The following is a 26,511-nucleotide window of genomic DNA, read 5'->3' as shown; positions in this document are numbered from 1 at the left end:
GGGTGGGGGGTGGGGAGGGTCCGGGGCAGGGAGGGTTAGGAGGACTCGCGGGCGGCGGGGCCGGTGCCGAAGAGGACGTCGTCCCAGCTGGGCAGGCGCTTGCGCGGCTTGCCGCCGGCCTCGTTGGACTCGGCGGCGCCAGCGGCTGGCGCGTTGGTGCGGCGGGGACGCAGCACCGCCAACGAGGGCACGGCCGGCACCTCCTTGGGTGCGTCCGCGTCGTCGTCGAAAGCCGAGCCCGGACCGCCGCCGAGCAGCGCGGCAGCGCCCCCGGCGACCGCCCGCTGGCGCTGCGGGTCCGAGCCGCCGGCGAGCGCGGCCGGCGAACGCGGGTCGAGCCCACGGCCCGAGGTCGAGCCGAGTGGCCGGTCGAGGGAGGCGAGCAGTGCGTCGCGGCCGGCGCGGATCGGGTCACGACCTGCGCGACCCGGCTCGGCGGGCGAGGGCAGCCCGTGCCCACCCCGGCTCGGCTCGCCGCGCGACGGGCCAGGCAGGGCGTGGCCGCCCCGCTCCGGTGCCGGCTCCTGGCCCAGGATCGGCGTCGGGCGCTCGGCGCACAGATATTGCGCCATGTCGTCGTGCGGGGCGACCGACTGCCGGGTCTTGTCCAGATCCCAGACCGCCTGGGCGGTGGCCTTGCCGGACGGCCAGGTGGCGACGATCCGCCAGGTGCCGTCGTCGCGGCGCCACGCGTCCCAGGAGATCTTCTCGGTGTCGATCCCGTGCTGCGCCAGCCGACCGTTGACCACCTCAGCCAGCGGCGTCGGCTTCTCGGCGCCCTTGAGCCGGGTGCGCCGAGCGTGCTGGGCGAGCATCGCGCGCTCCTGGAGCACTGGCCCGGCGTAGCGGAGCACCCGGTCGACCGGGACACCGGCGATCCGCGCGACGTCCTCGGCGGACTCACCGGAGCGGATCCGGGCCTGGATGTCCCGAGGAGACAGTGAGGGCACCGGATCGGCGGCGGCCGGTGCCACCGCGAGCGTGGGCGTACCCGGCTCGGCATGCAGCGCTCCGGCGATACGCTCGTCCAACGGCAGGGCGAGCAGTCGCCCGACCTCGTCGGCGAGCACCAGGGCCTGGCCGTCCTCGGAGAGGGCGACGAAGCGTACTGGGCGCATCGCGTTGCCTCCGTCCCGCTTCGCTGGCCGTACGCCACGAGCCGGCCACCCGGGGCGTTGCGCTCCACGGTACGCCCATCCGTCCTGCGGCGGGAGACGCCACGCCCGGACAAGCGGCGGATCCGCCTGCTCCGCCGCTGTGTGACGGGTCAGCTGTCGACGGCCGACAGTGCCGTGGTACACGGTCCGAAGTGGTGCGGGGGCAGTCGAGCCGGAGCCGACCCAGGCATCCTACGGCGCGGGCCCGGCGCCCCGTTAGGGGTGCCGGGCCCGTGGTGCGGCGGGTCGGCGATCCTACAGCCGCTCGACGACGTAGTCGATGGACGCGGTCAGCGCCTCGACGTCGGCCGGCTCGACGGCCGGGAACAGCGCCACCCGCAACTGGTTGCGGCCCAGCTTGCGGTAGGGCTCGGTGTCGACGATGCCGTTGGCGCGCAGCGCCTTGGCGATCGCACCCGCGTCCACCCCGTCGGCGAAGTCGATGGTGGCGACCACGTTGGAGCGCAGTGCCGGGTCGGTGACGAACGGCGTGGCGACGGACGACCGCTCGGCCCAGCCGTAGACGATCGCGGCGCTCTCGGCGGTGCGCTTGGCCGCCCAGGCCAGACCTCCCTGGCTGTTCATCCAGTCGGTCTGCTCGGCGGCGAGGAAGATGGTGGCCAGCGCCGGGGTGTTGTAGGTCTGCTCCAGCCGCGAGTTGTCGATCGCGGTGACCAGGTCGAGGAACGCGGGGATGTACCGCCCGGAGGCCTTGACCTCGGCGGCCCGCTCCAGCGCGGCCGGCGACATCAGGGCCAACCAGAGCCCGCCGTCGGAGCCGAAGCACTTCTGCGGGGCGAAGTAGTACACGTCGGTCTCGCCCACGTTGACCTCGAGCCCGCCGGCACCGGAGGTGGCGTCGACAAGCAGCAGCGAGCCCGGGTCCGCGCCGGCCACCCGGCCGATCGGCACCGCCACGCCGGTCGAGGTCTCGTTGTGCGGGGTGGCGTAGACGTCCACGCCGGCCTCGGCGGCCAGGGCCGGGGCGCTGCCCGGGTCGGACTTGCGGACCGTCGGCTCGCCGAGGAAGGGCGCATCCTTGACGGCCTTGGCGAACTTGGCGCCGAACTCGCCGAAGCTGGCGAACTGGGCCCGGTCGCGGATCAGGCCGAACGTGGCGACCTCCCAGAAGGCGGTGGTGCCACCGTTACCGATGATCACCTCGTACCCCTCGGGGAGCGAGAAGAACTGGGCGATGCCGGAGCGCAACCGGGCCACCTGGTCGCGGACGGTCTGCTGCCGGTGCGAGGTGCCCAGGTAGCTGGTGGCCACCTCGGCGAGCGCGGAGACCGCCGCCGGACGGACCTTGGACGGCCCGCAGCCGAATCGGCCGTCGGCGGGCTTGATCTCGTCGGGAATCCGGATGGTCGGTGCGTCAGCCACGGTGTTCAAGATCCTTCCGCATGGGTCGGGGCCCGGGTGAGCAATATGGGCGTGGACCGACCGCGGACGCGTGCGTGACCGCACGGCGTTGCCGGGTCGGAGCCCGTCCGGCAGCGCTGCCGGACTTCATCCTCGCACCAGTCACCGCCGGTCCGGGCGCTGGTCCCACCCTGAACCATGAGGCGTCCGCCACAGCCGGCCGACCTGGCCTGCTGCGCCCCCGGCCTGTCGACCCGCTCCCGCTCGTCGGCCCCGCCTGTCGGCCGCCCCGCCTGCCGGCCGCGTCCGCTTGCCGGCCGCCCGGCCGCCGATGCCCGAGCAGTCGGAAGGGCCCCTCCGCCGTCCAGCAGAGGGGCCCTTTCGCTGCGTCTCAGACGTCGTGCGGGACGGCGTCCCAGCCGTCGACCTCGTGCGGCTTGCGGGTGCCCGGGCCGACGTAGCGGGCCGAGGGGCGGACCAGCCGCTGGAGCTTCTTCTGCTCCAGGATGTGCGCGCTCCAGCCGCCCATCCGGGCGCAGGTGAACATGGAGGTGAACATGTGCGCCGGTACCTCGGCGAAGTCGAGCACCACGGCGGACCAGAACTCGACGTTCGTGGCGAGCACCCGGTCCGGCCGGCGGGCCTGCAACTCGGCGAGGGCGGCCTTCTCCAGGGCCTCGGCGACCTCGAAGCGCGGGGCCCCCAGTTCCCGCGCGGTGCGGCGGAGCACCCGGGCGCGCGGATCCTCGGCCCGGTAGACCCGGTGGCCGAAGCCCATCAGCCGCTCACCCCGGTCGAGCACGCCCTTGACGTAGCCCTCCGCGTCGCCGCTGCGCTCGACCGCCTCCAGCATGGTCAGCACCCGCGACGGCGCGCCGCCGTGCAGCGGGCCGGAGAGCGCCCCGATGCCCGAGGAGATGCAGGCGGCGGCGTCCGCGCCGGTGGAGGCGACGATCCGGGCGGTGAAGGTGGAGGCGTTCAGGCCGTGCTCGGCGGCCGAGATGAAGTACGCGTCGACGGCCTTGACGTGCCGAGGGTCGGGTTCCCCGCGCCACCGCTTCATGAAGCGCTCGACGATCGTCTCCGCCTTGTCGATCTCCTTCTGCGGGACCGCCGGCAGCCCCAGGCCGCGAGCGGACTGGGCGACGAAGGAGAGTGCGGTGACCGACACCCGGGCCAGATCCCCGCGGGCCTGCTCGTCGGAGATGTCCAACAGCTGCTGCAAACCCCAGTACGGGGCGAGCATGGCGACCGCGGACTGCACGTCGACCCGGATGTCGCCGGAGTGCACCGGCACCGGGAACGGCTCGGCCGGCGGCAGGCCCGGGCCGAAGCGGCCGTCGACAAGTAGCGCCCAGACGTTGCCGAAGGAGACCTGGCCGATCAGGTCCTCGATGTCGACCCCGCGATAGCGCAGCGCACCACCCTCGCGGTCGGGCTCGGCGATCTCGGTTTCGAAGGCTACGACGCCCTCAAGTCCGGGTTTGAAATCGGCCATCTCACTGCTCCTGGTGTGTGGTCGGTGCGCCCGCCCGGGCTCGGTGCCCCGGCCCCGGCCGGGTGAGCGCCTTAGGCGACCCTCAGGGATGTGTTCGTGACATCTTGCCTGCTGGGGACCGGGTGCGCGAGACGCTGTCAATGTGCTGCTGGCGACATCCCGCTTGCCGAGCCCCTTCCGGCATCGACAAGACTGGGCCGGACGGGCTGGTCGCCGGGTGCGTACCGGCCCCATGGGGGAGGAGCGGGAGCGTGATGGGGGACACACCGGTGCCGGCCGGGATGCGGCACGAGTACGCCGCCGAGTCCGGCCTGACGGAGCGCGGACTGGCCGCCGACTGGCACGCCCAGTTCGACAGGTGGTTCGCCGACGCGGTCGCCGCCGAGCTGCCGGAGCCGAACGCCATGGTGTTCGGCACCGCCGACGGCGCCGGGCGGCCGAGCGCGCGGACGGTGCTGCTCAAGGGGTACGACTTGGAGGGCTTCGTCCTGTTCACCAACTACGGCTCCCGCAAGGGCGTCGAGGTGGCCGTCAACCCGTACGCCAGCCTGCTCTTTCCCTGGTTTCCGATGCAGCGGCAGGTGATCGTCGCCGGCCCGGTGGAACGACTCGACCGGGCGCAGACGGAGGCGTACTTCGCCAGCCGGCCGCGCGGTTCGCAGCTGGGTGCCTGGGCCAGTGCCCAGTCGTCGGTGCTGCCGGACCGGGCCGCCCTCGACGCCGCCTACCGGGCCGCGGCGGAGCGCTTCGCCGAGGTGGACCCGATCCCCGCGCCGCCGCACTGGGGCGGGCTGCGGGTGCGTCCCGACTCGGTGGAGTTCTGGCAGGGCCGAGCCAGCCGGCTGCACGACCGGCTGCGGTTCCGCCGGGCCGACGCCGGTTGGGTCGTGGAGCGGCTGGCACCGTGACCGTCGGCAGTACCGACCGGCCGCGCGAGCAGCGCCGCTGGGCGATCGATCTGCGTCCGCTGCGGGTACCGGCGTACCGGCGGCTCTGGCTCGGCAACGCCATCGCGATGTTCGGTTTCCAGTTCACCGCCGTTGCGGTGCCGGTGGAGATGTACGCGCTCACCGAGGACTCCCTCTGGGTCGGTCTGCTCGGCATCGCCGCCTTCGTACCACTGCTGGTTTTCGGGCTCTGGGGCGGCGCGGTCGCCGACGCCATCGACCGGCGGCGGGTGCTGCTGGGCGGCTCCATCCTGCTCTGGGTCGCGGTGCTGGGGTTGCTGGCCCAGGCGCTGCTCGGCATCGGTAGCCCGATCCTGCTGCTGGCCCTTGTCGGGTTGAGTTCGGTGGCGTTCGCGATCTCCGGGCCGGCCCGGGGTGCGCTCGTGGCCCGGCTGGTACCGGCCGAGCTGGTGCCCGCGGCCACCACGTTGAACTTCACCACCGCGATGGCGACCGCGGTTCTCGGGCCGCTGGCCGCCGGCCTGATCCTGGCGATCTGGGACCTCGGGGTGGCGCTGCCGGTCGCGTACGCCGTGGACGCGACGCTGCTCGCCGCGCTGGTCTGGGCGGCACTGCGACTGCCGGCCATGCCGCCGGAGCCCGATCCGGACGGCGGGCCCCGACAGGCGGGGCTGCGCAGCATCGTCGACGGCGTCCGGTACCTGGCCGGCAGCCCGGTGCTGCTGCTCTCCTTCGCAATCGACCTGATCGCGATGGTGTTCGCCTTCCCTCGGGCCCTGTTTCCCGAGGTGGCGACCGAACGTTTCGGCGGCGGCGCGGCGGTGGGCTGGCTCTACAGCTCCATCGCGATCGGCTCACTGCTCGCCGGTCTGGTGTCGGGGTGGATCGGCCAGGTCCGCCGGCAGGGTCTGGTGCTGGTGCTTGCCGTGGTGGGCTGGGGTGTCGCGGTGGCGTTGGCCGGGCTGGCCGGCCAGCTCTGGCTGGTGGTGGTGCTACTGGTACTGGCCGGCGCGGCCGATCTGGTCAGCTCGGTGGTACGGCAGTCGATGCTGTTGGTCTACGCACCGGACCGGATGCGCGGCCGGCTACAGGGCGTCAACACCGTCGTGGTGGCCGGCGGTCCGCGCCTGGGTGACCTCCGGGCCGGGGCGATGGCGGCCGGGTTCGGCGGTGGGGTGGCCTGGGTCGGTGGCGGTGTCGCGGCGGCGGTGCTCGCGGTGCTGCTCGCCGTGGCTTTCCCGGCGCTGACTCGCTACCGGTCGCCGAGCGGGGACGGGGCCGAGCGGGGACGGTGAGCACGAGCACGACGGCGGCCGTCGACCGCGGCGAGCGGACCACGGCGTCGGCGGCTAGGGTCTGGCGACATGGACAGCCGCGATCCGCTTCCCCTCTCGGGAGCCCAGTGGAGCATCTCGGCCGCCGGTCACGAGGCGGTCATCGTCGAGGTGGGCGGCGGACTCCGCGCCTACCACCAGGACGGGGTCGAGCACCTCGACGGGTACGCCACCGACGAGCTGTGCCCCGGCTCGGCGGGGCAGGTGCTCGCACCCTGGCCGAACCGGATCCGCGACGGTGTCTACACCTTCGGCGGCCGGTCGCGGCAGCTGAACCTGACCGAGCCGGAACGGCACAACGCCATCCACGGCCTGGTGAACTGGGCGTCGTGGCACCTGATCGAGCAGAAACCGGACGAGGTCACGGTCGGTTACGACCTGTTGCCGCAGCCCGGGTACCCGTGGCCGCTGCGGCTGCGTACCAGGTGGCGCGTGGGAGCCGACGGGCTGCGCGCCGAGCACGAGGTCACGAACACCGGCACCGAGAAGGTGCCCTTCGGCTTCTCCGTGCACCCGTACCTGCGGCTGCCGGGGGTGCCCGTGGAGGACATCGCCCTGTGCGTACCCGGCCGGACCCGACTGATGCTGGACGGCCGGCTGCTGCCGGTCGGCGCGGCCGTGGTGGCCGGCAGCGAGTACGACTACACCGAGCCGCGTCGCATCGGTGACGCGGTGCTGGATCTCGCCTTCGGGCAGGTGAACCGGGACGCCGACGGGGGCTCCTCGGTGACCCTGACCGGGCCGGACGCCGCGGCCGGGCTACGGATCTGGGCGGACGACCAGTTCGGCTGGTGGCAGGTCTTCACCGGTGACACCCTTACCGGCGAGCGGTTCCGCCGGTCGGTGGCGGTGGAGCCGATGACCTGCCCGCCGGATGCGTTCCGGTCCGGCCGGGATCTCATCACCCTGGCGCCGGGCGACACCTGGCGCGGGAGTTGGGGCATTCGGCCCGGGGTCTGACCGCCCGGTCACCAACCGGACGGGCAAGTGAGGAGTACGGCGTGGAGTTCGCGGAGGTGGTCCGGCGGCGCCGGATGGTGCGCAACTACGACCCGGACCGGCCGGTCCCGCCGGAGGTGCTGGAGCGGCTGCTGGAGCACGCGGTGCGAGCCCCGTCGGCCGGGTTCTCCCAGGGCTGGGGCTTCCTGGTGCTGGAGTCGCCGGAGGATCGGGAGCGTTTCTGGGCGGCCAGCACCCCGGAGGGCGGCGGGATGCAGCGGTGGCTGGCCGGGATGCGTCGGGCCCCACTGATCGTGGTGCCGCACGCCAACCGCTCGGTCTACCTGGAGCGGTACGCGGAGCCCGACAAGGGCTGGGCGGATCGGTCGACGGACCGTTGGCCGGTGCCCTACTGGTACGTCGACACCGGCTTCGCCGCGCTGCTGATGATGCTCACCGCCGTGGACGAGGGGTTGGGTTCCTGTTTCTTCGGCATTCCGCCGCAGCGGCTGGAGTCCTATCGGGAGGCGTTCGGTGTGCCGGAGGCGTACCACCCGATCGGTGCCCTCACTGTCGGTTATCGAGCCGCCGACCACCGGTCACCGTCGCTGCGGCGCGGGCGACGTCCGGTGGAGGAGGTCGTCCGACGGGGACGGTGGAGCTGACCCGAACCGGTGATTTCGTCCGGTTGAGAACCGGACGACCGGTGGCGAAACTGGCATCAGGGAACAGAACGTGGGGTGCGGGGTCCGGCTACGCTGGCACGGTCGTCGGCGCCGCAGGTCGCGGCGCCGTGCCGCGACCCGGCCCGGTGTCGTGGTACCGGCCCGGCCAGGGGAGGGGAGCGTCCGTCGTGATCTTCAGAGCGGTCCGGGACGGACGTCCCTATCCGGAACACAACCTCACGCTGAAGCAGTGGGCGGAGATTCCGCCCCGCCCATTGCGCCTGGACCAACTCATCACCACCAAGCGCGAGCTGGCGTTGGACAAGCTCCTCGCTGAGGACTCCACCTTCTACGGTGACCTGTTCCCGCACGTCGTGCAGTGGAACGGCGGTCTCTACCTGGAGGACGGCCTGCACCGGGCCCTGCGTGCCGCGCTGCAACAGCGCAACCAGATCCACGCCCGGGTGTTCGTGCTCGCCGAGGCGGTCGAGTGACCCCGGTCGACCTGCTCGACCTGGACACGTCGCTGACCGAGGAGGAGCGAGCGATCCGCGCCGTCGTGCGCCGGGTGGTCGACGACCTGGTCCGCCCGCACGTCGCCGGCTGGTACGAGGCCGGTCAGGTGCCGGCCCGTGACCTGGCCCGCGAGTTCGGCAAGCTCGGCCTGCTCGGCATGCACCTGACCGGGTACGGCTGCGCCGGCTCGACGGCCGTCGCGTACGGGTTGGCCTGTCTGGAGTTGGAGGCCGGTGACTCAGGTGTCCGGTCGCTGGTCTCGGTGCAGGGTTCGCTGGCCATGTACGCGATCTGGCGCTACGGCAGCGAGGAGCAGAAGCAGCGCTGGCTGCCGGCGATGGCGGCCGGCGAGGCGATCGGCTCGTTCGGGCTGACCGAGCCCGATCACGGGTCCGACCCGGCGTCGATGGCGACCCGGGCGCGCCGCGACGGCGACGACTGGGTGCTCGACGGCAGCAAGACGTGGATCACCAATGCGCCGATCGCCGATGTGGCGGTGATCTGGGCCCGCACCGACGACGGCGTGCGGGGCTTCGTCGTACCGATGGACACGCCGGGAGTGACGGCGCGGGAGATCACCCGGAAGATGTCGCTGCGCGCCTCGCTGACCGGAGAGATCTCCCTCGACGACGTGCGGCTGCCGGCGGACGCGCGGCTGCCCGACGCGACCGGGTTGAGGGCGCCGCTGAGCTGCCTGACCGAGGCCCGGCACGGCATCGTCTGGGGGGCGCTCGGCGCGGCCCGCGACTGTCTGGAGACCGCGCTTACGTACGCGACGACCCGCACCCAGTTCGGTCGGCCGCTGGCCGCTTTCCAGCTCACCCAGGCCAAGCTCGCCGACATGGCGGTCGAGTGGAACAAGGGCTACCTGCTGGCGCTGCAACTCGGCCGGCTGGCCGACGACGGAAGACTGCGCCCGGAGCAGGTGAGCGTCGGCAAGCTGAACAACGTACGGGAGGCGCTGGCCATCGCCCGGCAGTGTCGGACCATTCTCGGCGCCAACGGGGTCTCCGGGGACTATCCGGTGATGCGGCACGCCAACAACCTGGAGAGCGTGCTGACGTACGAGGGCACCTCGGAGATCCACCAGTTGGTCGTCGGGCAGCGGCTCACCGGCGTGTCGGCGTTCGCCTGAACCGGGCCCACTTCATCTGACGGGCTCGGCGAGCGGCTGTCGTAGGTTGGGTTTACCGTCATCACCAGAGACCGCGTCTGACGAGGACGGTGAGGGCGATGGCACGCGACGGCGACATCAACGAGCCCACCAGCGAGTTTGCCGACCACCGGTCGGGCGATGTGCTCACGGACGCCCCGGACACACCACCGCAGGCTCCCCACTCGGGCGGCGGAGCGGTCCGCGCCCTGCTCTGGGTGCTCGGCGCGGCGGCGCTCGCGGTGGTGGTGCTGCTCGGCGTGCAGACCACGGGGATCCTGCCCGAGTTCCGCAATCCGTTCAGCAAGGAGCAGACCGACCGCACGCAGCCCGCGTTGCTGGAGTCGATGCAGGACCTCAGCCGCTACGTGGCTGCCGAGGGCAACTTCCAGGTCGTGGTCGACCTGCAGAACGACCGGCGCAACGTGCCGGACTGGCTGCTCAACCAGCGGACCTTGTTCGTCGGGTCGGGCAGCGTCGAGGCGTACGTCGACTTCACCACCCTCACCGAGGGGGCGATCGTGCAGTCGGCCGACGGGAAGTCGGTCGAGATCAAGCTGCCGGCGCCGCAACTTGCCGAGACCAACCTCGACCTGGAGAAGAGCTACGTCTTCGCGGAGGAGCGCGGCCTGCTCAACCGCGTCGGTGACCTGATCGGCGGCGACCCGAACCGGCAGCAGGAGGTCTACCGGCTGGCCGAGGACCGGATCACCGCGGCGGCCCGGGACAGCGGTCTGAACGCCCGCGCCGAGGAGAACACCCGCAAGATGCTGGAGGGGCTGCTCCGCTCGCTCGGCTTCGAACAGGTCACCGTCACCTACATCGCCCCCTGACCCCGCCCCCGCCGGGGTGTGCGGTGGGCGGGGGGTGTGTGGGTGGGGGTCAGTGGCCGGTGACCAGGTGGCGGTCCTCGTTGGGCATGATGATCCAGAGCGCCAGGTAGACGATCACCTGGGTGCCCGGGAGCAGTAGCGACAGCAGGAACAGCAGCCGGATCAACCCGGCCGACATGCCGAACCGCCGCGCCAGACCAGCGCAGACCCCGGCGAGCATGCGCCCCTCGCGGGGACGGACCAGTTTGCGACTCATCGTCGTACTTCCCCTCTGCGGCGGTTCGCCGCTGCTGAGATCAACGGTAGGAACGGATGGCCGCCCCGCCCTCGGTCGGTAGGAGGAACGCCACCCCGCTGACCCGTAGGTGCTTACCCGTGTGGGCTCCGGACGACGCCTGCTGTCGGGATCAGGGCCGACTGCGACGCCGAGGAAGGCCGAGCTGTTCTCCGGCGGACGCTGTCGAGTCTCCGGCGGACGCTGTCGAGCTGAACCATTTGTGCCATCGCGGGTGCGATCCGTCTGCGCCGTCAGGTCGACAGCGCTCGCACCTCGGTCATGGTGGCGGCCCGGGTAGTAGGCTCGCTGGTCGGACGCCCTCACCCGGGCGTCACCAGGGCCGGACCGCACCGGAGACCGGCTACGACCCGGGTCGGCTATCCAGCACGGAGCCGGCCATGACCGGCCGCATACCGGTAACCCCGGCGACGGCGAGAAGGCACAGTAATGATCAGCGTGTTCGACCTGTTCAGTGTGGGTATCGGGCCGTCCAGCTCACACACGGTGGGGCCGATGCGGGCGGCGCGTACCTTCGTCGCCGGGCTCAAGGCCGACGGTCTGCTCACCGACACCGCCCGGGTGCGGGCCGAGCTGTTCGGTTCCCTCGGCGCCACCGGGCACGGGCACGGCAGTGACCGCGCGGTGCTGCTCGGCCTGGCGGGCGAGGTGCCCGAGACGGTCGACACGGACAGCGTCGAGGGGCGGGTCGGCCGGATCCGAGCGGAGCACCGGCTGCCCCTGCTGGGTACGCACGAGATCGACTTTGCGCCGGAGCGCGACCTGACGCTGCACCGTCGCCGGTCGTTGCCGTACCACCCGAACGGGATGATCTTCTCTGCGTACGACGCGGGCGGGGCCGAGTTGCGGACGCGCACCTACTACTCGGTGGGTGGCGGGTTCGTGGTGGACGAGGCGGCGGCCGGGGTGGACCGGATCAAGCCGGACAGCACCCCGGTCCGGTACCCATTCCTCACCGGCGCGCAACTGCTCGACGTGACCGCCGGAACCGGGCTGTCCATCAGCGAGGTCATGCTCGCCAACGAGGTGTCCCGGCGGGCCGAGGCGGACGTCCGGGCCGGGCTGCTGGACATCTGGCGGGTCATGCGGGAATGCGTCGAGCGCGGCTGCACCCGTGACGGCACCCTGCCCGGGGGCCTCAAGGTCCGCCGTCGCGCCGCCGAACTCCGTCGCAGCCTGGAGGCCGACGCCGCCGCCCCGGCCGCAACCGCGCCCGCCGGGCCGGCAGCGGGCGCCGGTGGGGATCCGCTGCACGTGATGGACTGGGTCACGCTGTTCGCGCTGGCGGTAAACGAGGAGAACGCGGCCGGTGGCCGGGTGGTGACCGCGCCGACGAACGGGGCAGCCGGGATCATCCCGGCGGTGCTGCACTACTACACGCGGTTCGTGCCGGGCGCCTCCGACGAGGGAGTGGTGCGCTTCCTGCTGGCGGCCGGTGCCATCGGGGTGCTGTTCAAGGAGAACGCGTCGATCTCCGGTGCGGAGGTGGGCTGCCAGGGCGAGGTCGGTTCGGCCTGCTCGATGGCCGCCGCCGGGCTGGCCGAGGCACTGGGTGGCACGCCGGCCCAGGTGGAGAACGCCGCCGAGATCGGCATGGAGCACAACCTGGGGCTGACCTGCGACCCGGTCGGTGGCCTGGTGCAGATCCCGTGCATCGAGCGCAACGCGGTGGCTAGCATCAAGGCGATCACCGCCGCCCGGCTCGCGCTGCGCGGCGACGGGGTGCACGCCGTCTCGCTTGACAAGGTCATCAAGACCATGCGGGAGACCGGCGCGGACATGAAGGTGAAGTACAAGGAGACGGCGCGCGGTGGCTTGGCCGTCAACGTGATCGAGTGCTGAGCGCTCGTCGGGCAACGTTCACCGGCTGCTAACCTGTCGTCCGTTCAGAGCGACCGGCAGTAGGGCGGTGCAGGCGAGGCGGGTCCTGGCCGAGGCTCTTACCAGGCGGGAGACGGTGGTGACCTCTGGCGTCGGGGCGTTGTGGTCGCACCGCAACTCGCTGCGCATTTTGGTCAGACGCGACCTGGCGGTCAAGTACCAGCAGTCGGTGCTGGGTTACCTCTGGTCGTTGATCGAGCCACTGGGCATGGGCGCGATCTACTGGTTCGTCTTCGGCGTGCTCTACTCCCGCGACACCAACCGCTATCTCGGCGAGGCCGCCGGGTCGTACCCGCTCTTCCTGATCACCGGGATCTTCGCCTGGATGTGGACCAGCGCGGCGTTGAGTGAGGCAACCCACGCGCTCACCGGCCAGGCCCGGCTGATCACCACGATGAACGTGCCCCGGCAGGTCTTCCCGATCGGCCGCGTGGTCGCCCGTTTCGCCGAGTACGCTGCCGGCCTGCCGATCCTGGCCGCCATCGCGATCTGGTACGCGGCACAGGGCCGGATCGAACCGGGTTGGTCGCTGCTCGCCCTGCCGCTCGCGGTGCTGATCCAGGCGGTCCTGTTGATCGGGCTGGCGCTGCTGCTGTCGGCGTTCAACGTGCTGATGCGGGACGTGGAGCGATTCATGCGCCTGGTCGTCCGGGTGCTCTTCTACGCCACGCCGATCATCTACCCGCTGAGCCTGGTCCGCGACTCCGGCCTGCCGGGCTGGCTGCGGGCGGCGTACGAACTCAACCCACTTGTCGGCATCTTCCAGCTGCACCACGCGGTGTGGTATCCGGACGAGTTCCCGGGTGCTCGGCTGCTCGCCACCAGCATCGGCGCCAGTCTGCTGCTGCTGGTGGCCGGCTGGTGGGCGTTCCGCCAGCTCGAATCCGCCGTGCTCAAGGAACTCTGATGGGTGAGCCGATCATCGAGGCGGAGGGCCTCGGCATCCGATTCGTCCGCAACCGCCGCCGGCAGTTGCGGCTGCGGGAGCTGTTCATCCACCGGGGTACGCGGGGTGCCTTCGACGGCCGGTTCTGGCCGCTGCGCGACGTCTCGTTCTCGGTCACGCCGGGGGAGACCGTCGGGGTGATCGGCCGCAACGGCACCGGCAAGAGCACCCTGCTGCGGCTGATCGCCGGGGTGCTGATCCCCGACGAGGGGCGGATCCGGGTCAACGGTGACGTCGCACCGCTGCTGGAACTCTCCGCCGGCTTCGCCAGCGACCTGACCGGGCGGGAGAATTTGTACCTGGTGGGCGGCCTGCACGGGCTGTCGGCCGGCTACCTCAAACGGCACTTCGACGAGATCGTCTCATTCGCCGGAGAGCAGGTGGAACGGGCCATCGACACCTCGGTGCGGCATTACTCGTCCGGGATGAAGGTGCGTCTCGGCTTCGCGATCATCTCGCACCTGCCGCACCCGATCCTGCTGATGGACGAGGTGACGGCGGTCGGCGACGCCGAGTTCCGCGAGAAGTGCTACACGACCATCGACCGGCTGCTCGGGGAGGGGCGCACACTGGTGCTGGTGTCACACAACGAGAAGGATCTGACCCGGTTCTGTCGTCGGGGGCTCTTCCTCGACGCGGGTCGGCTGAGCGTCGACGGCACCATCGCCGAGGCGCTGGCCGCGTACCACGACGCGGTTCCCCGGTGACCGTCGCGATCGTGCTCGCCGCCGGATCACCGGCCGCGAGCCTGCCGACGGGTACCGGCGAGAGCATTGGCGAACGGCTGGCCAGTCAGTGGCGCCGGGCCGGTGCGGCCGAGGTGCGGGTGGCCACCGACCTGGAAGAACTGGCCGAACTGGCGGGCGCGGCGACCGGTCCGGTGGTGGTCAGCGGGGCGGACCTGGTCGCACACACGGCGGTCCTGCGGCACCTGTTGACCAGCCCGGTCGGGCCGACCGTGGCCCTGGTGCTGACCGATCCGCCCAGCGATGGACGGACCGTGGTGCGCGAGGAGCGCGGGCAGGTGGTCGAGGCGGGCCGCCCCGCGCAGGTGGCGGAGGGCACCGCCACCGGCATCTTCGGCGGCGCGGTGCGAGTGGGCCGGGAGGACGTGCCGGCGCTGGTGGCCGCCGCCCGTGCGGTCGCCGCCGGTCGGCAACCGGCCGGGCCCGTCGTGGACCAGCTTTTCGCCGCCCTCACCGGGCAGGGCGCGCTGGTCTTCGCGAACCGGGTACGGCTGCTCGTCGCGCACCGGGTCGACGATGCCGCGGGGCTGACCCGGGCGGAGGCGGCGGTGGCCGCGGTCGACGAGGATCGGGCCGAGCTGCGGCTGTCGGTGAAGGAGAAGGACGACTTCTTCACCACCTACTTCGTCAGCACCTGGTCGCCGTATGTCACGAAGGTCTGCGCCCGGTTGGGGTTGAGTCCGACGGCGGTGACCATGGTGTCGGTGGCCTTCGCGGCGGCTGCGGCGGCACTGTTCGCCGCCGGTGGCCGGCCGCTGCTGGTCGTCGGTGCGGTGCTGCTCTACCTCGGGTTCGTGCTGGACTGCGTGGACGGTCAGCTGGCCCGGTACACCCGCAACTTCAGTGCCTGGGGCGGCTGGCTGGACACCATGGCCGACCGGGCGAAGGAGTATCTCGTCTACGGCGGGCTCGGTCTCGGCGCGACCCAGGCCGGGTTCCGGTACGGCTGGGCCCTGGCCATCGCCGCGATGACCGTGCAGACGGTGCGGCACATGACCGACGCGTGGTACGGCGTGCTGCACGACGAGGCGGCGCGCCGGCCGAAGAGCGTCGGTACCGGTGGCGGCGGTATCGGTGACCGGCTTAACGCGGCGTCGACCCGGGTGCAGGCGGACACCGGCTCGGTGTCGTACTGGCTCAAGCGCACCGTGGTCTTCCCGATCGGGGAGCGGTGGGCGTTGATCTCGTTGGCCGTGGCGCTCTTCGACCAGCGGATCGCGCTGCTGGCGGTGCTGACCTGGGGGGCGCTGGCGTTGGCGTACACCGGTGGTCTGCGTACGCTGCGGGCCCGCTGGATGTGGGTGCCGGTGCTGGACACGTTGGACGCGACCCTGCACCGCGACGACGGTCCGCTGGCCGCCCGGGTACCGGTGCTGCGGCGGCCGGGGCCGCTGGTGCTCGCGGTGGTCGCGGCGCTCGGCGCGGCGATCCTGCTCCTGATCGGGCTGGTGCTCCGCCTGCCGGCGCCGTCCGTGGACCTGTTCGGGGCCGGCGACGTGGCCGGAGAGATCGATTCGGCGGACTGGTGGCGGTGGACGGCACTGCCGGCGGTGTCGGGGGTCGCGGTGCCGGTGGCGCTGCTGGTGCTGCTGGCCGGCGCGGCCGGGGCGCGGGCGGCACACAACGGGCCGCTGGACTGGCTGGTGCCGGCGGCGTTGCGGGCGGCCGAGTTCCTGTTCGCCATCGCGGTCGGGTTGATCGGCGGCGCACCTCTCTGGCTGATCTTCGGGTACCTCTTCGTGCTCACGCTGCACCACTACGATCTGGTCGCCAGGCTGGAGAAACGGCAACCGGCGCCGCCGCTGCACGCGGCCACTGGGGGCTGGGAGGGGCGATCGGTGGTGCTGGCATTGGCGGCGATCGCCGGAATCGTGAGTATTGGTCTGGCTACACTCGGTTCTTACCTTCTGGTGCTCTTCGTGGCGAGCGTGGTGCTGGCCTGGTTCGTCCGGCCGGCCCGGCCCACGCGGGTGCCGGCGGGTGCGGGAGGTCGCGCGATGCGGTGAGGAGGGGCCGGCACGATGACGCTTGTCAGCTTCGTCGTTCCGGCCTTCCGGGTGCAGGGCTACCTGCGGGAATGCCTGGACTCGATCCTCACCCAGCCGGTCGCCGACATCGAGGTGATCGGGATCGACGACTGCTCGCCCGACGGCAGCGGCGACATCCTTGCCGAGTACGCCGACCGTGACGAGCGGGTGACCGCCGTACGCCTGGACCACAACGTCGGGCTGGGACCGGCGCGCAACATCGGGCTGGACCGGGCCACCGGCGAGTACGTCTGGTTCGTCGACGGTGACGACTGGTTGACGGCGGACTGCCTGGTCGAGGTGGCCGCCCGACTGCGCGAGACCCGGCCGGACGTGCTGCTCGTCGACCACGTACGCGCGCACTGGGACGACACGGTGACCCGCAGCGCGATGGCCGAGGTCTTTCCCGTGCCGCCCGGGCCGGTGACGTTCCGGCTGGTCGAGCGGCCGGAGACGGTGAACCTGCTGCACACCGCGTGGAACCGGCTGGTCCGCCGGCAGTTCCTGGCCGACGTGGGGCTGCGCTTCGCACCCGGCTGGTACGAGGACGTCTCGTTCAGCTATCCGGCGCTGCTGGCCGCCGACCGGATCGGCGTGCTGGACCAGGTCTGCCTGAACTACCGGCAGCGGCGGGCCGGGGCGATCACGAGAACCCGCGGCGAGCGGCACTTCGATGTGTTCGAACAGTGGCACCGGGTGTTCCGGGAGTTGGACCGGTTCGGGGCCGAGGAACTGCGGCCGGCGATCTTCGAGCGGATGATGTGGCACTACCTGGTGGTGCTCGGCAACGGCGACCGGATCGGGCCGGAGCTGCGGCCGACCTTCTTCGCCCGGGTCGCCATCGAGCACGCCCGGTTCCGCCCTGCCCGGGGATATCGGGTGCCGGGCGGGGTGGCCGGGCTCAAGCACCGGCTGGTGGCGGCGGGCCGGTGGCGCACGTTCAGCGCGTTGCGGACCGCGAGCCGGGCGGGGGAGACCGCCCGCCGGGTTGCCGGCCGGACCCGCCGACGGGTGCTGCCGCCGGCCCGCATCGGCGTGCGGCGGGTCCGTGACGTGGCGTTGCGCCAGTACCAGCGGGCCGAGCGGCGTCGGCCGGTCGAGGACAACCTGGCCGTCTACGCCGCGTACTGGTACCGCGGCTACACCTGCAACCCCGCCGCGATCTACGAAGCGGCCCGCCGGCTGGCACCGCAGGTCCGGGGTGTGTGGATCGTCCGGCGGGACCGGGTGCACACCCTGCCCGAGGGGGTCGAGTACGTGGTCGCCGGCACGCCCGCGTACCACCGGACGCTGGCCCGGGCCCGATGGCTGATAAACAACGTCAACTTCCCGGACTCGGTACGCAAGCGGCCCGGCACGGTACACGTGCAGACCCACCACGGCACCCCGGTCAAGGTGATGGGGCTGGACCAGCAGCGCTATCCGCTGGGCGCGGGCGGGATGGACTTCGCGGGACTGCTGCGCCGGGTGGACCGGTGGGACTACAGCGTCACCTCGAACAGCTTCTCCACCCAGATGTGGGAACGCGCCTATCCGGCCGGGTACACCACCCTGGAGGTGGGCTACCCGCGCAACGACCGGCTGGTCACCGCGACCCCCGAGGAGGTGCTGCGGCGGCGCGCGGAGTTCGACGCCGGCCTCGGTGAGCAGGTCGTGCTCTACGCGCCGACCCACCGGGAGCATCTGCCCCGGTACCGGCCGCCGTTCGATCCGGAGCGCTTCCTGGACGCGCTCGGTCCCGCCGGCCTGCTGCTGATGCGCAGCCACTACTTCCACGACCGGGACCGGCGGCGCCCACCTGCGGCCGCCCGAGGCCGCGTCCTGGACGCCAGTGCCCATCCCCGGGTCGAGGATCTGTACCTGGCCGCCGACGTGCTGGTCACCGACTACTCGTCGGCGATGTTCGACTACGCCGTCCTGGACCGGCCGATAGTCATCTACGCGCCGGACTGGGACGCCTACCGGCTGACCCGGGGCGTCTACCTGGACCTCATGGCCGAGCCGCCCGGCCCGGTGGCCAGGAATTTCACCGAACTGCTCGACGTGTTCCGCTCGGGTGCGCTCAGGTCACCCGACGCCGAGCAGGCCCGGGCGCGCTTCCGGGAACGGTTCTGCGCCCTGGAGGACGGGCGTGCCGCCGAGCGGGTGGTACGCCAGGTGTTCCTCGGCGAGAAGCCGGTCTGAGTTGGAAGTTCCGCACAATCGCCGCTAGTCGATGGAACGTAATAGGTCTGTCACGATTCAAACATGGCACGTTTACCCGATGTGCCATCCGCATGATCCTTGCCACGGTCATTCGGGGTTCCGTGGACGAGGTGGGGAGGAGACGGTGACCACCGTCGCACTCAAGGACGTCACAAAGGTCTTCCGCGACGGCACGGTCGCGGTCGACAGCATCAACCTGGACGTGAACGACGGTGAGTTCATGGTGCTGCTCGGGCCGTCCGGCTGTGGGAAGTCGACGGTGCTGCGGATGGTCGCGGGCCTGGAGGACCCGACCTCCGGCGCGGTGATGCTCAACGGGGAACTGGCCAACGACCTGCCGCCCCGGGAGCGAAAGATCGCGATGGTCTTCCAGGACTTCGCGCTCTACCCGCACATGAGCGTCAACGACAACATCGCCTTCCCGCTGAAGCTGGCCGGGGTCGAGCCGAGCCCGCGCGGCGAGCGGGTCACCGACGTGGCCAGCGCGCTGGGCATCGGTGACGTGCTGGCCCGACGTCCCAGTCAGCTCTCCGGTGGCCAGCGGCAGCGGGTCGCGATGGGCCGGGCGATCGTCCGCCGGCCGGGGCTGTTCCTGATGGACGAGCCACTGTCCAACCTGGACAGTGGGCTGCGCGCGGAGCTGCGGGCGGAGATCTCCGGGCTGACCCGCGAGCTGGGGGTCACCACCATCTACGTGACGCACGACCAGGCCGAGGCGCTGACCATGGCCGACCGCGTCGCCATCATGCGCAAGGGCGTCCTCCAGGACGTGGGCACTCCGACCCAGGTGTACGGCCGGCCGGCGACGCTCTACGTGGCCGCGTTCCTGGGCAGCCCCCGGATGAACCTGCTGGAGGCGTCGGTCTACGTCCACCTCGACCGCTACGTCACGCTCACCCTCGGCGAGCAGGCGCTCTACCTGCCCTGGGACGACATCCGCAGCCGGGCCGTGGCGCACTACCACGGCGAGCGAATCGTGGTCGGGATGCGGGCCGAGGCGCTCACCCCGGTCGCCCCGGACACCGCCGGTGACGTGCTCCAGGGTCGGATTCGCTACCTCGAACACCACGGCCATGAGTCGCTCGCGTTCCTCGACATCGGCGCCACCGCCATCATGGTGGACGACATCGGTGCCCCGGCGGACGCGGACACGCCGCCCGGTCAGCGCGGCCTGCGCCGGTTCGGCCAGGTGATGCAGCGGATCGCCGGCCGGGCCAACGAGCCGACGACCCAGCCGGTCAACGGCAGCCGGACCAGCGTGCTGCACGACCCGGGCCGGCACCACCGCCGCCCGGCCGAACTCGCGGTCCGGCTCGCGCCCTACCCTGCCGTCACCGCCGGCCACCCGCTCGCGGTCCAGGTACGCATGGACGCCCTGCACTTCTTCGACGAGCGCGGCGACCGCATCGACGTCGGCTGGCGCTGACCTGACCCCCGCTCGATCATCGAGGCGGGGGTGACAGGGGGCGGCGGTAGGGGGACCACGCGACGAAGCGGGTGAACAACTCCCGTGGGGTAGGGCCGTCGTCCGGGTTGAGGCGGTAGAGGTCGCGGGTGGCCTCGTAGAAGAGGCCGGAGAGATAGATCGACAGGCCGATCTCGTTGCGGCCGTACTCGACCTTCAACAGCTGGCGGGCCATCGAGCAGGGCCACGGATGCCCGCAAGCCCGGCAGCACCACAGCGGACGCAGCGGGGCGTGCGGTGTCTCGTGCACCGGGTACGCCCGGGGGCGGTCCGGGGCCGGTCCGCCGCCAGGCTGCGGTAGCTGATGGCCGCCATCGTGGAGCGCACTGTGGACGTAATTTCCCTGCGGCAGCACTGGGAGTCCGTCCGGGCCGAGGCGCTGCCGCACGGGGCCACCCTCAAGATGATCTCGGAGGCGGCGGAATCATGGACCTGACCGGTGCGATCTGGCGCAAGAGCAGCCGCAGCAGCGGCAACCAGGGGGACTGCGTGGAGGTCGCCGACAACCTGCCCGGCGTGGTGGGCGTGCGCGACAGCAAGGACCGGCACGGCCCGGCGCTCACCTTCACCCCCCACACCTGGCGGTCCTTCCTGGCGTACGCCAAACGGAGCTGACCCGAACCGTGGCAGCGCAGGTGCGCCGGAGCGGGCGTGTCGGCCGTCTGCGCTGCCACGGTCCGCTCCTTGCCTGACGAAGTTACCGGCGGGTAGCTTGACAGCATGACTATCGACTCGCGGCAGGTGGCGGCCGGCATGCTTGCGGCGGTGCCCTTCGCCCGTACGCTCGGCTTTGAATTCGTCGAGGTGGCCCCGGAGGCGGAGGGTTCGGTGCGGGCGGTGGTCCGGCTGCCCGACTCGCCGGCCACCCACAACCACGTCGGTGGCCCGCACGCCGGGGCCATGTTCACCCTCGGGGAGACCGCCTCCGGTGCGGTGGTGCTCGCCGCGTTCGGCCACCTGCTCGACCGGGCCACGCCGCTGGCGGTGCGGGCGGAGATCGCGTACCGCAAGCTCGCCCTCGGCCCGGTGCGGGCGACGGCGCGGCTCGGCCGCGCGCCGGCCGAGGTGGTCGCGGAACTGGCGGCCGGCGAGCGACCCGAATTTCCGGTACGCGTGGAGATCGCCACCGAGGAGGGCAAGCCGACCTCGGAGATGACCGTCATCTGGACCCTGCGCCCGAACTGACCCGCGACTCACCCAGCCACTCGGGCCCGCAACGCCCGGCCTCGGTCGCGCCCACCCTGCCGCATGTCGCCCCTTCCTCCTGGTGACGGCCCGACATGCCGCATGTCGGGGTTTACCGACGCGGGGGTCACCCGACATGCGGCATGCTGCGCCTGTCCTGGGCCGTCGCCGGGACCGTCGAGGGCCGTCGATGTTGCCGGGCGGGGCCCAAGCGTGTTGGAATGACTCATATCGCCGCAGCGCGGGGGCAAACGCGCTGAGCACGGCCAGCACGGGAGCAACCCAGTGCCGGTTGCGCATCGCTCGGACGAATGCCTGCGCGCCGCTCACCTGGGCCAACTTCACCGGTCACACCTACCCGGGCACGGTGGTCCACCGGTCGTATCACCGGCAGCTGTCATCGCGCCGACCGAGGCGGTCGAGCGTCGACACGCCGGAGGCGTCCCAACGGTCCACAACGCACAGAACCGGCGACGAGGTGAGAGGCGATCATGATTTCCCGGGAGAGTTTCGTGGGATGGCTCCGGCACCGCTACGTATGGGCGGCGGTGATCCTGCTGGTGGTGTCGACCGGTGCCGTGGTGCTGGTCAACTCAGCCAGCTCGAAATCTGAGCCGCCGGATCTGCACGGGCAGATCATGAACTGGATGCGTACCACGCTGGAACAGGCCGACCCGGAGCAGCACAACCACGCCGGGCACGACATCCAACAGGTGGCGAACGGTGAGGAGACCAAGCCCGCGGTGATCTGCGGGGTGCACGTCTACGGCTACGAACCGGCCGAGGTCACCGTGCTCGCCGACGTGCGGACGGTCTACGGCTTCCACCTCTGCGGGGTCGCCGAGCAGGGACGTCCGTGGGACTGGGCGGTCAAACTGGCCGGCCCGGTGATCATCGACATGTCGGTCGAACCCGCGGGCATCCAGGTGGTCGAGGCGACCGAGGACACCAGGTTCATCGACCGGCTGCGGCAGATGTTCCCGGCCAAGTACGCGGAGCTGGCGGAGAAGGAGGCGTTGGAGGCGTCCGAGATGGCCGATCTACGCCGCCGGTACGACTCCGCAGCCGGACTCTGACCCGGGCCGCGCCGGTATCCGTGGAAGTGTGTTTGCCGGTACGCATCGGCGGATAGATTGATACGATGCTCGGCCTGCCTGATCATGTGACCGCTGTTCTCTTCGACCTCGACGGTGTGCTCACGCAGACCGCCCGGGTGCACAACGCCGCCTGGACCGAGACGTTCGACGACTACCTGCGCCGACGGTCGGCCACCACCGGTGAGCCCTACCGGCCGTTCGATCCGGGGCCGGACTATCACCGTTACGTCGACGGTCGCCCTCGGCTCGACGGAGTGCGGACCTTCCTCGCCTCCCGTGACATCAACCTGCCGGAGGGCGCACCGGAGGATCCACCGGGTGCCCAGACCGTGCACGGCCTCGGCAACCAGAAGAACGCCATGGTGTTGGAACGAATCCGCACCATCGGGGTGGACGTCTATCCCGGCTCGGTCGCGTACCTCAAGGCGGTGGCCGCGGCGGGGCTGCGCCGGGCGGTCGTCACCGCCAGCGCCAACGGCCGCGAGGTGGTCGCCGCCGCCGGCCTGGAGTCGCTGCTGGAGGCCCGGGTGGACGGCCTCACCGCCCGGGCCGAGGGGTTACGCGGCAAGCCGTATCCGGACACCTTCCTCGCCGGGGCGAAGCTGCTCGACGTGGTGCCGGAGAAGGCCGCCGTGGTCGAGGATGCGTTGGCCGGCGTCGAAGCCGGCCGGGCCGGCGGTTTCGGGTACGTGATCGGCGTGGACCGGGCCGGCCACGCCGACGAGCTGCGCGCGCACGGCGCCGACGTGGTGGTCGACGACCTCGCGGACCTGCTCGACACCGGGCGGCCCGAGTGATCCGGGAACGGGCGTACCCGGTCGAACCGTGGCACGTCCGGGAGACCCGGCTGGACATGGACGTGCTCGCCCAGTCCGAATCGGTGTTCGCGCTGTCCAACGGGCACGTCGGCCTGCGCGGCAACCTGGACGAGGGGGAGCCGCACGGGCTGCCCGGCACCTACCTCAACTCGTTCTACGAGCTGCGACCCCTGCCGTACGCGGAGGCCGGGTTCGGCTTCCCCGAGTCCGGCCAGACCATCGTCAACGTCACCAACGGCAAGCTCATCCGGCTGATGGTCGACGACGAGCCGCTCGACGTGCGCTACGGCGAGGTGCTCGCCCACGAGCGGATCCTCGACATGCGTGCCGGCACCCTGCACCGGTCGCTGCACTGGCGCTCACCGGCCGGACGCGAGGTCCGGGTGAACAGCACCCGGCTGGTCTCCTTCCGGCAGCGCTCGGTGGCCGCGATCCGCTACGAGGTGGAGGTGGCCGACGACGAGCCGCTGCGGCTGATCGTCCAGTCGGAGCTGGTGGCCAACGAGACGTTGCCACCGCAGAGCCGCGACCCGCGCGTCGCCGCCGTACTGGAGTCGCCGTTGCAGGCCGAGGAGGAGCTGACCACTCCCGCCGGTGGGCTGCTGATCCACCAGACAAAGGTCTCCGGGCTACGGGTCGCCGCCGCCATGGACCACGAGGTGGCCTCGCCGGCCCGGACGTCCGTCGGCTCCGAGGGCTACGAGGACTGGGTGCGTACCACCGTGGCCTGCGTACTGGAGCCGGGCCAGAAGCTCCAGGTGGTCAAGTACCTGACCTACGGCTGGTCCAGTCGGCGTTCCCTGCCGGCGCTGCGCGACCAGGTCGGTGCCGCCCTGGCAGCGGCGAAACTGGACGGGTGGGACGGGCTGGTCCGTGAGCAGCGGGAGTACCTGGACGAGTTCTGGGATGCCGCCGACGTCGTGGTGGACGGGGATCCGGAGGTGCAGCAGGCGGTCCGGTTCGGTCTGTTCCACGTGCTCCAGGCGGGCGCGCGGGCGGAACGCCGGCCGATCTCGGCCAAGGGGCTCACCGGCCCCGGGTACGACGGGCACGCCTTCTGGGACACGGAGATGTTCGTCCTGCCGGTGCTGACATACACCCACCCGGCCGCCGTACGGGACGCGCTGTACTGGCGTTTCTCCACCCTGGAGCAGGCCCGGGAACGGGCACGCACGCTCAACCTGGCCGGTGCCGCCTTCCCGTGGCGCACCATCGAGGGGCCGGAGTCGTCGGGGTACTGGCCGGCGGGCACCGCCGCGTTTCACATCGCGGCCGGCATCGCCGACGCGCTGCGCCGCTACGTGCTGGTCAGCGGCGACCGGCAGCTGGAGCGGGAGATCGGGCTGGAGCTGCTGGTGGAGACCGCGCGGCTGTGGCGCTCGCTCGGGCATCACGACCGCGCCGGCAACTTCCACATCGACGGGGTCACCGGTCCCGACGAGTACACCGCCGTCAAGAACGACAACATCTACACGAACGTGATGGCCCAGCGGAACCTGCGGACCGCCGCCGAGGCGGCGATGCGGTACCGCGACGAGGCGTTCCACCTCCGGGTCACCGACGAGGAGGCCGCCGCGTGGCGCGACGCCGCCGCGGCCATGCACATCCCGTACGACGAGGAACTGCGCGTCCACCAGCAGGTGGAGGGTTTCACCCGGTTGCAGGAGTGGGACTTCGAGCAGACCCCACCGGACAAGTATCCGTTGCTGTTGCACTATCCGTACTTCGACCTGTACCGCAAGCAGGTGATCAAGCAGGCCGACCTGGAGTTGGCCATGCACTGGCGGGGCGACGCCTTCACCGCCGAGGAGAAGCTGCGCAACTTCCTCTACTACGAGCGCCGTACGGTCCGCGACTCGTCACTGTCGGCCTGCACCCAGGCGGTGCTGGCGGCGGAGGTCGGTTACGCCGATCTGGCGCACAGCTACCTGCGTGAGGCCGCGCTGATGGACCTGCACGACCTGAACGAGAACACCCGCGACGGGGTGCACATGGCCTCGCTCGCGGGTGCCTGGATCGCGCTGGTCGCCGGGTTCGGCGGCCTGCGGGACCATGACGGGACGTTGTCGTTCGCGCCGTGCCTGTCCAGCCGGCTCAACGCCCTGTCCTTCTCGCTCCAGTGGTGCGGCATGCGGCTGCGGGTCGACGTACGTGGCCACGACACGACGTACGCCCTGCACCACGCCGCCCCGGACGCGGTCATCGAGCTGCGTCACCACGGCAAGCCGGTGCGCGTCACCTGCGACGAGCCGGTGACCATTCCGAATCCGCCGCCGCGTACGGACCTGCCGACGCCGGAGCAGGCGCCCGGCCGGGCACCCCTGCTCCGGCTGCCGGAGAACCCGGCCTGACCCGGCTGCGCCGCCGTCGCATGGGCTCGCCCTGGGATGGGCGGCCGCTGGCGTCGTCGTCAGATGGGCTCGCCCTGGGATGGGCGGCCGGTGGCGTCGTGGGGCGTCCTCGCCCGGGGATCGTCGGCCGAACGCGCCTGGGCCGCCTCGTCCGCCCAGTCCCGTCCGCGCTTGTTGTCCTGTTCCCGTTGCTCACGTTCGGCAGCGGCCTGTACCGGCTCACGCTTGTGATGCGCCATGACGGTCCTCGCGATCTGTCGGCGGCGCCGGTGACGCCGGTCCGGCTGCGGTCGCCCGTCGGCTACCCGGCACCCCCCGGCGCAAACCCACTCGCCGCCTGACCGGGGCGTGTTGTCGGCCGGGCCGGGTATCCGGGTGGGTGAGGTCAGGGTTGTGCGGGCGGGCGGGGTCGCGACTGTGCGGCGGGTGGGGTCAGCCACTGGGAGGCGAGATGGACGTGCGCGGCGAAGCGGTGACGATCCCGGCGGGTGGGGTCCTGCTCCCGGCGGATCTGCTGGTGCCGGCGGAGCCGGCCGGTGCGGTGCTGTTCGCGCACGGCAGCGGCAGTTCCCGGCACAGCCCGCGTAACGTGGCGGTGGCTCACCAGCTCAACAGTGGAGGGCTCGGGACTGTCCTGGTGGATCTGCTGACCCAGGCCGAGGACGAGGTGGACGCGGTCACCGCCGAACTGCGCTTCGACATCGGACTGCTGGCCGACCGTCTCGCCGGGATCGTGGACTGGCTGGCCACCGAGCGGCCGTTCGGGGCGAGCCCGGTTGGTCTCTTCGGCGCGAGCACGGGGGCCGCCGCCGCGCTGGTCGCCGCCGCGCGACGACCGGATCTGGTACGCGCGGTGGTGTCCCGCGGGGGTCGCCCCGACCTGGCCGGCTCCGCGCTGGGCCAGGTGCGCGCCGCCACGCTGCTGCTCGTCGGCGGCCTCGACGAGCAGGTGATCACCCTCAACGAGCATGCGCTCGGCCAGCTGACGTCCCGGGCCGAACTGCGGGTGATTCCCGGCGCGACGCACCTGTTCGAGGAACCGGGCACGCTGGACCAGGTCGCCGGGGCGGCGGCCGACTGGTTCCACGACCACCTGCACCCGCAACCCACCTCCGCCTAGGACACCCACC

26 protein-coding genes are annotated in these 26,511 nt (G+C 71.7%); 20 read left to right on the top strand and 6 right to left on the bottom strand.

Annotated elements, in window-relative coordinates:
- Positions 1–35: 35 nt before the first annotated feature.
- From sepH to KBX00_RS13045, 3 genes are all read right to left on the bottom strand, one after another.
- Positions 36–1,118, bottom strand: coding sequence for a septation protein SepH (sepH, locus tag KBX00_RS13055; protein ID WP_210826611.1), 1,083 nt, complete (start codon positions 1,116–1,118; stop codon positions 36–38).
- 294 nt (positions 1,119–1,412) lie between these two features.
- Positions 1,413–2,540 carry a phosphoserine transaminase gene (gene serC, locus KBX00_RS13050; protein ID WP_210826609.1) on the bottom strand — a complete coding sequence of 376 codons (1,128 nt, stop codon included), beginning with the start codon at positions 2,538–2,540 and terminating at the stop codon, positions 1,413–1,415.
- A gap of 370 nt (positions 2,541–2,910) precedes the next feature.
- Entirely contained in the window at positions 2,911–4,017 is a 1,107-nt protein-coding gene (locus tag KBX00_RS13045) for a citrate synthase 2 (RefSeq protein ID WP_210826607.1), read from the bottom strand.
- A 254-nt stretch (positions 4,018–4,271) separates the two neighbouring features.
- Between KBX00_RS13045 and pdxH the strand changes: the two genes are divergently transcribed.
- The 7 genes from pdxH to KBX00_RS13010 all read left to right on the top strand — a co-directional run bounded on the left by pdxH (position 4,272) and on the right by KBX00_RS13010 (position 10,365).
- A complete protein-coding gene (pdxH, locus tag KBX00_RS13040) occupies positions 4,272–4,925 on the top strand; it encodes a pyridoxamine 5'-phosphate oxidase (RefSeq protein ID WP_210826605.1) in 654 nt (217 codons plus the stop codon).
- Positions 4,922–6,220, top strand: coding sequence for an MFS transporter (locus KBX00_RS13035; protein ID WP_210826603.1), 1,299 nt, complete (start codon positions 4,922–4,924; stop codon positions 6,218–6,220). The genes pdxH and KBX00_RS13035 overlap by 4 nt, the downstream gene beginning before the upstream one ends.
- Positions 6,221–6,289: 69 nt before the next feature.
- On the top strand, positions 6,290–7,219 hold the full coding sequence (locus KBX00_RS13030; RefSeq protein WP_210826601.1) for an aldose 1-epimerase family protein: 930 nt from the start codon (positions 6,290–6,292) through the stop codon (positions 7,217–7,219).
- 41 nt (positions 7,220–7,260) lie between these two features.
- The gene (locus tag KBX00_RS13025) at positions 7,261–7,863 is read left to right on the top strand and encodes a nitroreductase family protein (RefSeq protein WP_210826599.1); all 603 of its coding nucleotides are present in this window, start codon (positions 7,261–7,263) and stop codon (positions 7,861–7,863) included.
- Between the two features lie 188 nt (positions 7,864–8,051).
- The gene (locus KBX00_RS13020; RefSeq protein ID WP_093404142.1) at positions 8,052–8,357 is read left to right on the top strand and encodes a type II toxin-antitoxin system VapB family antitoxin; all 306 of its coding nucleotides are present in this window, start codon (positions 8,052–8,054) and stop codon (positions 8,355–8,357) included.
- A complete protein-coding gene (locus KBX00_RS13015; protein ID WP_210826597.1) occupies positions 8,354–9,514 on the top strand; it encodes an acyl-CoA dehydrogenase family protein in 1,161 nt (386 codons plus the stop codon). Before KBX00_RS13020 ends, KBX00_RS13015 begins: the two co-directional genes overlap by 4 nt.
- Before the next feature lie 98 nt (positions 9,515–9,612).
- Positions 9,613–10,365 carry a DUF4230 domain-containing protein gene (locus KBX00_RS13010; RefSeq protein WP_210826595.1) on the top strand — a complete coding sequence of 251 codons (753 nt, stop codon included), beginning with the start codon at positions 9,613–9,615 and terminating at the stop codon, positions 10,363–10,365.
- Positions 10,366–10,414: 49 nt separating this feature from the next.
- Here KBX00_RS13010 and KBX00_RS13005 read toward each other — a convergent pair whose 3' ends face one another.
- On the bottom strand, positions 10,415–10,621 hold the full coding sequence (locus KBX00_RS13005; RefSeq protein ID WP_210826593.1) for a PspC domain-containing protein: 207 nt from the start codon (positions 10,619–10,621) through the stop codon (positions 10,415–10,417).
- 468 nt (positions 10,622–11,089) lie between these two features.
- On the opposite strand from KBX00_RS13005, the gene KBX00_RS13000 reads away from it, so the two are divergent.
- From KBX00_RS13000 to KBX00_RS12975, 6 genes are all read left to right on the top strand, one after another.
- Positions 11,090–12,502 (top strand): L-serine ammonia-lyase, encoded by a 1,413-nt coding sequence (locus KBX00_RS13000; protein ID WP_210826591.1) that lies wholly within the window; start codon positions 11,090–11,092, stop codon positions 12,500–12,502.
- A 118-nt stretch (positions 12,503–12,620) separates the two neighbouring features.
- Positions 12,621–13,448 (top strand): ABC transporter permease, encoded by an 828-nt coding sequence (locus KBX00_RS12995; RefSeq protein WP_210826588.1) that lies wholly within the window; start codon positions 12,621–12,623, stop codon positions 13,446–13,448.
- A complete protein-coding gene (locus KBX00_RS12990) occupies positions 13,448–14,194 on the top strand; it encodes an ABC transporter ATP-binding protein (RefSeq protein ID WP_210826586.1) in 747 nt (248 codons plus the stop codon). Before KBX00_RS12995 ends, KBX00_RS12990 begins: the two co-directional genes overlap by 1 nt.
- Positions 14,191–16,239: a DUF5941 domain-containing protein gene (locus KBX00_RS12985; protein ID WP_210826585.1), complete on the top strand. Its 2,049-nt coding sequence runs from the start codon at positions 14,191–14,193 to the stop codon at positions 16,237–16,239. Before KBX00_RS12990 ends, KBX00_RS12985 begins: the two co-directional genes overlap by 4 nt.
- Before the next feature lie 15 nt (positions 16,240–16,254).
- Positions 16,255–18,444 carry a bifunctional glycosyltransferase family 2 protein/CDP-glycerol:glycerophosphate glycerophosphotransferase gene (locus tag KBX00_RS12980; protein ID WP_210826584.1) on the top strand — a complete coding sequence of 730 codons (2,190 nt, stop codon included), beginning with the start codon at positions 16,255–16,257 and terminating at the stop codon, positions 18,442–18,444.
- A gap of 145 nt (positions 18,445–18,589) precedes the next feature.
- On the top strand, positions 18,590–19,891 hold the full coding sequence (locus tag KBX00_RS12975; RefSeq protein WP_210826583.1) for an ABC transporter ATP-binding protein: 1,302 nt from the start codon (positions 18,590–18,592) through the stop codon (positions 19,889–19,891).
- A gap of 16 nt (positions 19,892–19,907) precedes the next feature.
- Here KBX00_RS12975 and KBX00_RS12970 read toward each other — a convergent pair whose 3' ends face one another.
- The gene (locus KBX00_RS12970; RefSeq protein ID WP_210826658.1) at positions 19,908–20,282 is read right to left on the bottom strand and encodes a hypothetical protein; all 375 of its coding nucleotides are present in this window, start codon (positions 20,280–20,282) and stop codon (positions 19,908–19,910) included.
- Here KBX00_RS12970 and KBX00_RS12965 point away from each other — a divergent pair.
- The 6 genes from KBX00_RS12965 (at position 20,235) to KBX00_RS12940 (ending at position 25,381) form a co-directional block, all read left to right on the top strand.
- On the top strand, positions 20,235–20,366 hold the full coding sequence (locus KBX00_RS12965; protein ID WP_301547874.1) for a hypothetical protein: 132 nt from the start codon (positions 20,235–20,237) through the stop codon (positions 20,364–20,366). The genes KBX00_RS12970 and KBX00_RS12965 overlap by 48 nt on opposite strands.
- On the top strand, positions 20,357–20,545 hold the full coding sequence (locus tag KBX00_RS12960) for a DUF397 domain-containing protein (protein WP_210826582.1): 189 nt from the start codon (positions 20,357–20,359) through the stop codon (positions 20,543–20,545). Before KBX00_RS12965 ends, KBX00_RS12960 begins: the two co-directional genes overlap by 10 nt.
- A 105-nt stretch (positions 20,546–20,650) precedes the next feature.
- Positions 20,651–21,115 carry a DUF4442 domain-containing protein gene (locus tag KBX00_RS12955; RefSeq protein ID WP_210826581.1) on the top strand — a complete coding sequence of 155 codons (465 nt, stop codon included), beginning with the start codon at positions 20,651–20,653 and terminating at the stop codon, positions 21,113–21,115.
- A 491-nt stretch (positions 21,116–21,606) separates the two neighbouring features.
- Complete coding sequence (locus KBX00_RS12950; protein ID WP_210826579.1) at positions 21,607–22,191, top strand: hypothetical protein; 585 nt, start codon at positions 21,607–21,609, stop codon at positions 22,189–22,191.
- 65 nt (positions 22,192–22,256) lie between these two features.
- Entirely contained in the window at positions 22,257–23,009 is a 753-nt protein-coding gene (locus KBX00_RS12945) for an HAD family phosphatase (RefSeq protein ID WP_210826577.1), read from the top strand.
- Positions 23,006–25,381 carry a glycoside hydrolase family 65 protein gene (locus KBX00_RS12940; protein ID WP_210826574.1) on the top strand — a complete coding sequence of 792 codons (2,376 nt, stop codon included), beginning with the start codon at positions 23,006–23,008 and terminating at the stop codon, positions 25,379–25,381. The genes KBX00_RS12945 and KBX00_RS12940 overlap by 4 nt, the downstream gene beginning before the upstream one ends.
- Before the next feature lie 59 nt (positions 25,382–25,440).
- On the opposite strand, the gene KBX00_RS12935 is transcribed toward KBX00_RS12940, so the two are convergent.
- Positions 25,441–25,620 carry a hypothetical protein gene (locus tag KBX00_RS12935; protein WP_210826572.1) on the bottom strand — a complete coding sequence of 60 codons (180 nt, stop codon included), beginning with the start codon at positions 25,618–25,620 and terminating at the stop codon, positions 25,441–25,443.
- Between the two features lie 212 nt (positions 25,621–25,832).
- Here KBX00_RS12935 and KBX00_RS12930 point away from each other — a divergent pair, with 212 nt between their 5' ends.
- The gene (locus KBX00_RS12930) at positions 25,833–26,501 is read left to right on the top strand and encodes a dienelactone hydrolase family protein (protein ID WP_210826570.1); all 669 of its coding nucleotides are present in this window, start codon (positions 25,833–25,835) and stop codon (positions 26,499–26,501) included.
- Positions 26,502–26,511: the final 10 nt, after the last annotated feature.

Source organism: Micromonospora sp. C95 (assembly GCF_018070465.1).
Lineage (GTDB): Bacteria > Actinomycetota > Actinomycetes > Mycobacteriales > Micromonosporaceae > Micromonospora.
The sequence above is the reverse complement of the archived record's forward strand: the minus strand, read 5'-3'. Positions and strand labels throughout refer to the sequence as shown.

Excerpts from the sequence above, each read along its gene's own strand:
- sepH (WP_210826611.1), bottom strand. The coding sequence starts at position 1,118 with ATGCGCCCAGTACGCTTCGTCGCCCTCTCCGAGGACGGCCAGGCCCTG.
- KBX00_RS13045 (WP_210826607.1), bottom strand. The coding sequence starts at position 4,017 with ATGGCCGATTTCAAACCCGGACTTGAGGGCGTCGTAGCCTTCGAAACC.
- pdxH (WP_210826605.1), top strand. The coding sequence starts at position 4,272 with ATGGGGGACACACCGGTGCCGGCCGGGATGCGGCACGAGTACGCCGCC.
- KBX00_RS13030 (WP_210826601.1), top strand. The coding sequence starts at position 6,290 with ATGGACAGCCGCGATCCGCTTCCCCTCTCGGGAGCCCAGTGGAGCATC.
- KBX00_RS13010 (WP_210826595.1), top strand. The coding sequence starts at position 9,613 with ATGGCACGCGACGGCGACATCAACGAGCCCACCAGCGAGTTTGCCGAC.
- KBX00_RS13005 (WP_210826593.1), bottom strand. The coding sequence starts at position 10,621 with ATGAGTCGCAAACTGGTCCGTCCCCGCGAGGGGCGCATGCTCGCCGGG.
- KBX00_RS13000 (WP_210826591.1), top strand. The coding sequence starts at position 11,090 with ATGATCAGCGTGTTCGACCTGTTCAGTGTGGGTATCGGGCCGTCCAGC.
- KBX00_RS12990 (WP_210826586.1), top strand. The coding sequence starts at position 13,448 with ATGGGTGAGCCGATCATCGAGGCGGAGGGCCTCGGCATCCGATTCGTC.
- KBX00_RS12980 (WP_210826584.1), top strand. The coding sequence starts at position 16,255 with ATGACGCTTGTCAGCTTCGTCGTTCCGGCCTTCCGGGTGCAGGGCTAC.
- KBX00_RS12965 (WP_301547874.1), top strand. The coding sequence starts at position 20,235 with ATGGCCGCCATCGTGGAGCGCACTGTGGACGTAATTTCCCTGCGGCAG.
- KBX00_RS12960 (WP_210826582.1), top strand. The coding sequence starts at position 20,357 with ATGGACCTGACCGGTGCGATCTGGCGCAAGAGCAGCCGCAGCAGCGGC.
- KBX00_RS12955 (WP_210826581.1), top strand. The coding sequence starts at position 20,651 with ATGACTATCGACTCGCGGCAGGTGGCGGCCGGCATGCTTGCGGCGGTG.
- KBX00_RS12950 (WP_210826579.1), top strand. The coding sequence starts at position 21,607 with ATGATTTCCCGGGAGAGTTTCGTGGGATGGCTCCGGCACCGCTACGTA.
- KBX00_RS12945 (WP_210826577.1), top strand. The coding sequence starts at position 22,257 with ATGCTCGGCCTGCCTGATCATGTGACCGCTGTTCTCTTCGACCTCGAC.
- KBX00_RS12935 (WP_210826572.1), bottom strand. The coding sequence starts at position 25,620 with ATGGCGCATCACAAGCGTGAGCCGGTACAGGCCGCTGCCGAACGTGAG.
- KBX00_RS12930 (WP_210826570.1), top strand. The coding sequence starts at position 25,833 with ATGGACGTGCGCGGCGAAGCGGTGACGATCCCGGCGGGTGGGGTCCTG.